The sequence below is a fragment of the Microcystis flos-aquae FACHB-1344 genome (assembly GCF_014698375.1).
GTDB lineage: Bacteria > Cyanobacteriota > Cyanobacteriia > Cyanobacteriales > Microcystaceae > Microcystis > Microcystis aeruginosa.
Genome location: NZ_JACJSW010000235.1, coordinates 1 through 5,329 on the forward strand (window position 1 = coordinate 1; position 5,329 = coordinate 5,329).

At 48.2% G+C, this 5,329-nt stretch carries 3 protein-coding genes; all 3 read left to right on the forward strand.

What is annotated here, in order from left to right; translation table 11 throughout:
• The first annotated feature begins 286 nt into the window (after positions 1–286).
• On the forward strand, positions 287–1,474 hold the full coding sequence (locus tag H6G48_RS25200; protein ID WP_190723792.1) for a restriction endonuclease subunit S: 1,188 nt from the start codon (positions 287–289) through the stop codon (positions 1,472–1,474).
• A 228-nt stretch (positions 1,475–1,702) separates the two neighbouring features.
• A complete protein-coding gene (locus tag H6G48_RS25205; RefSeq protein ID WP_190723793.1) occupies positions 1,703–5,149 on the forward strand; it encodes a DEAD/DEAH box helicase family protein in 3,447 nt (1,148 codons plus the stop codon).
• 28 nt (positions 5,150–5,177) lie between these two features.
• On the forward strand, positions 5,178–5,329 hold a 152-nt coding region (locus H6G48_RS25210; RefSeq protein ID WP_190723794.1), incomplete at its 3' end, for a DUF2887 domain-containing protein.

Consider the following 5,329-nt stretch of genomic DNA (forward strand, 5'->3'; position numbering starts at 1 on the left):
TGGAAACTATCTCATCAAATTAGTTCCCCCATAGAACCCCCTTGAGCCATCTGGCACACTTTTCTCTTTTTGTCAAATTTTATGTTAAGAAAGATGTGACTAATGGATAGCTTAAAAAGGGGGGAGAAGAGTTCATAGTAGGGTGGGTTAGACGGCAACAATCTAGGCGTTAAAGTCAATCTAACAATCCGTCGTAACCCACCGCTTTAGTCCACCGAAAGGATATTTGATTTATGTTTGAAAATAAGATTGATCTGGTTTTACGCGCGTTAAAGGAGATGTTGGGATGAAGGATTGGCCATCTGTCGCACTAGGCGATATTTTTGAAATTGCTCGTGGTGGTTCGCCAAGACCGATTCAGAATTTTCTGACAGAAGAACCTGACGGTGTAAACTGGGTAATGATTGGTGATGCTTCGGATAGTTCAAAATACATTACACACACTAAAAAGCGCATTTTGAAGACTGGTGTTAAGAATTCACGCATGGTCTATCCGGGTGATTTTTTGCTTACGAATTCCATGAGCTTTGGCCACCCTTATATCATGAAAACATCTGGTTGTATTCATGATGGATGGCTTGTTTTAAGTAATAAAAAAGGTGTTATTGATCAAGATTATTTTTATCATCTACTAGGTTCTGATCTAATATATGCAGAGTTTTCCCGTCTTGCTTCTGGTTCAACTGTAAAGAACTTAAATATTGAGATAGTTAAAGGGATTAAGGTATCCCTCCCACCCCTCGAAGAACAGCGAAGAATTGCGGCAATTTTAGATAAAGCGGATGGGGTGCGACGCAAGCGCAAAGAGGCAATTCGGTTGACTGAGGAGTTATTGCGATCAACTTTCCTAGAGATGTTCGGTGATCCTGTTACTAATCCGAAAGGGTGGGAGGTGAAGCGTCTCGGTGAAATATGTACAAATTTTCAAAACGGAATAGGAAAAAATAGTGAACACTATGGTCATGGCTCTAAGGTTGCAAACATATCTGACTTGTACGAATGGCATCGTTTCATTCCAGAAAAGTATTCACTTCTCGACGTAACTCCAAAAGAGATTGAAAAATATAGTCTCATGAGAGGAGATCTGCTATTTGTACGTTCTTCAGTAAAGCGTGAAGGGGTTGCTGTATGTTCTGTTTATGATTCTGATGAGATTTGCCTTTTCAGTTCATTTATGATCCGAGTCAGGCCGAGGACAGACCTGATTAATCCAGAGTTTTTATCTTTAATGCTTAGAACTCCACCGATGAGAAATAGACTGATTTTAGGTTCTAACACATCTACAATCACTAATATTTCACAGCCAGGATTATCCAAAATTGAGGTCGTTGTTCCTCCTATCAAGACACAAAATCTAATTACAAAAGTTACGAAAAATATCGAAGAATCTGTTCGGTGTCATCTTCAGGCGCTTGAACAATCCGAAAATCTCTTTAATTCCCTTTTACAAAGAGCATTTAGAGGGGAACTGTAGCCATGGTAGCCGGCGGATTACTGCCATAATCTTGTGGGAAATACCATTAAAAAAGACCGTTGGACAATTAACCAAGATTCCTATCATCTCACACTGTCACGCGGGAAAACCCTAAATAAAATAACCGAACTTGCTGTTTTTTTATATAACTGTTAAACAATAATCAGGTAAAATATAGAGATAGCCAAAACTTTGGGAATAATAAAGTTATAGACTGGGGAGCGCAATATGGACTCAAACTTCTCCTTCCTGCGAGATCAATTCCCGACAATCTACGATCATGCCAGCCAAGCGGAGGGATTAGTCTTCAGTAACCCCCGGGCCAGTTGCTTCTATACCCGTTTTGTTCTAGAGCAAATGGTCTGCTGGCTCTATGAAAACGACCCCTACCTGCAACTGCCCCGGGACAATAGCCTAGGCGCTCTCATCCACGAGCAAACCTTTAAAGATAACCTTAAACCTGGACTTTTCGGCAAAATTCGCACCATCCACAGAATCGGCAACAACGCCGCCCACGATACCAGCACCATCAGTGAACGGGACTCCCTGCACCTGATCGAGGAACTATTTCATCTCACCTACTGGCTGGTGCGCTACTATGGGCAGAATGGGCGAAAATTGGGCGATATTAGCTTCGATCGCCAGAAGATACCCCCGGCCGCACCCCCCGCTCCCAAACAACTGCAAGACCTGGAAAAACGCCTGTCCCAAAGCGATGCCCTGCGCCAATTGGCCGAAGCAAAACAGCGCCAAACCGAGGCCGAACTGGCAGCCGCTAGGGCCGAACGGGATGCCCTCCTCGCCCAAAATCGAGCGATCGCTGACCGGCACGACTACAACGAAGCCGACACCCGCCGCTACCTGATCGATGTACTACTCCAAGAGGCCGGCTGGGATACCAAAGCAGCCAACGTCACCGAGTTCGAGCTGCAGGGGATGCCCATCCAAAAGCCCGGAGATACCGGACGCGGTTTCGCCGATTATGTACTATGGGGCGACGACGGCAAACCCCTCGCCGTTGTGGAGGCAAAACGCAGCAGCAAAAGCGCCGACAGCGGCCAACAGCAGGCCAAACTCTACGCCGACTGCTTAGAAAAAGACTACAACCAGCGCCCCGTTATTTTCTACAGCAACGGCTACGAAACCTATCTCTGGGATGATCTCGCCTATCCCCCCCGTCCCGTCCTCGGTTTCCTGCGAAAAACCGAGCTAGAACGGCTAATTTTCCGCCGTTCCCACCGTAAACGCCTCAGGGACACCGCCATTAACGAGGATATTGTCGGCCGTCCCTACCAGAAAGAGGCCATCCGCCGCATTACCGAAACCTTTGAAGAAAAGTGCGCCCGTAATTCCCTCTTGGTTATGGCCACCGGAACCGGCAAAACCCGAACGGCGATCGCATTGGTGGAACTGCTCAAGAGTGCCAATTGGGTAAACCGAGTCCTGTTTCTGGCCGATCGCAATGCCCTATTAAAGCAAGCCTATCGAGCCTTTCAGCGTCATCTACCCAGCGTTACCGTCCTGCATCTGACCCGCAGCAAGGACGTGACGGGGGCTAACGTCCTCTTCTCCACCTATCAAACCATGCTCAACGCCATCGATCACATGGATGCAGAGGGGCGAATCTTTGGGGTGGGTTATTTTGACCTAGTGATCATCGATGAGGCCCATCGCTCCATTTATCAGAAATACGGCGAAATATTCGATTATTTCGATGCCCTGCTGGTGGGGCTAACTGCCACGCCGCGCTCGGAAATAGACCGGGACACCTACCGCATTTTCCAGCTACCCCAGGGCGTGCCTACCTTCGCCTACGAGTTAAATGATGCCGTTAGGGATGGCTACCTTGTCCCCCCCAAGGGCGTTACTGTACCGTTTAAGTTTCTGCGTACTGGGGTTAAATACAGCGATCTAACCCCGGAGGAGCAGCTAGACTACGAGGAGAAGTTCCGGGACGAGGAAAGCGGCGAACTACCGCAGGCAATTAACGCAGCTGCCTTTAATGACTGGTTGTTCAATATCGACACCGTGGATCAAGCATTAGAATTATTGATGCAACGGGGGCTAAAGGTCAACAGTGGCGATCGATTGGGTAAAACGATTATTTTTGCCCGTAATCACCGGCACGCCCAATGTATCTGCGATCGCTTTAACAGTAACTATCCTCACTACAAAGGCCATTTCGCCAAAATTATTGACAGTCACGACAATTACGCCCAGAGTCTGCTCGATGACTTCAGCGAGGTCAACAAAGAACCGATTTTAGCCGTCTCGGTGGATATGCTCGATACCGGCGTAGATGTGCCGGAAGTGGTCAATTTGGTCTTTTTTAAGCCCGTATTCTCCCGGGTGAAGTTCAATCAGATGATCGGGCGCGGGACCCGTCTCTGTCAGGATTTGTTCGGGCCTGGCAACCATAAAACCGAGTTTCTGGTCTTCGACCTCTGCGGTAATTTCGAGTATTTCGAGCAGGATATCGATGAAACAAGCCAGAAAATACCTGAAAGCCTCACCAGTCGCCTAGTGAAACATCGCCTCGAGTTGGCAACCCGTCTCGCTCCCTCCAAGCCAAGCGCGACACCTAGGGCAAGAGAGCAGTCCTCTACTTACAAAGTCGATCGATCCGGCGACCTATACACGAGTTTGCTCGATGCACTCCATCAACACATCGCCACCATGCCCCGGGATAATTTCCTCGTGCGTCGTCGCTTGCCGCAGGTGGAGACCTTTAGTCAGCGCCAGCGTTGGAACAACCTCAGTCAGGAGGACGCGGCCACCATTGCCGACTCCTTGGCCGGTTTACCCAATGGTTTGCCCAATGAGGATCCCCTGGCCAAGGAATTCGACCTTCTCTGTGTGAAACTGCAATTAGCCATTCTCAAGGCCGACCGTAGTTATGAGCGATTGCGGGACAAAGTGCGGGATATTCTCTTTCAACTGGAGACTAAGCCCGATATACCGATGATTAAGGGGCAATTAGCCTTTATTCGCGAGGTGCAGGACGAAAGCTGGTGGACCAGAGCAACGCCGTCAATGGTGGAGGGGATTCGGGTGCGTGTCCGGGATCTGGTCAAGTTTATTGATCGCCAAAAGCAGCAGATCGTGATCACCGATTTTGTCGATGAGATGGGGGAGGTGCAGATTGTCGATATTCCCACCCATCAGACCGGTTTTAGTCGCGAACAGTATCGCCGGAAAGTCGAGTCCTATATCCGTCAGCATCAGGATCACCTTGCGATCGCTAAGTTGCGGCGCAATATCCCCCTAACGGACAGGGATTTATCTGCCCTAGAGGAGATGCTATTTTCGGCCGCAGAAATTGAGAGCCGTCAGCGTTTTGAGGAGGTCTTTGGCCGGACGAAAAGCCTCAAGCTCCTGATCCTGGAAATCGTCGGACTCGATCCCGCAGGGATCCGCGTAGCGGCACGCCAAGCGGCTAAACAAGCTTTTGCCCGTTATTTGCAGGGGACAAACTTCTCGGCCAATCAAATCCGTTTTATCGAAAATATCATCGATATCCTCACTAAAAACGGAATTATGAATCCGGGGGCGCTCTACGAGCCTCCTTTTACTGATAACCATCCCGAAGGTCTAGATGGGATGTTTAATGATGGGGAAGCTGATCGGATCGTCTCGATTTTGCGATCGTTTAATGAGTCCGTTGATGCGGTTTAAGAACAAGCGCGGATGAAGAAATAAAAGCATGAAAACTGACACGATTTTTTATCAACTCTTTCAATCATTCCCCTCTATCTTCTTTGAATTAATTCAACTCCCTATCAGCGAAGCCAATAACTACCGCTTTGACTCAGTGGAAGTCAAACAACTTTCCTTTCGTCTCGATGGAGTCTTTCT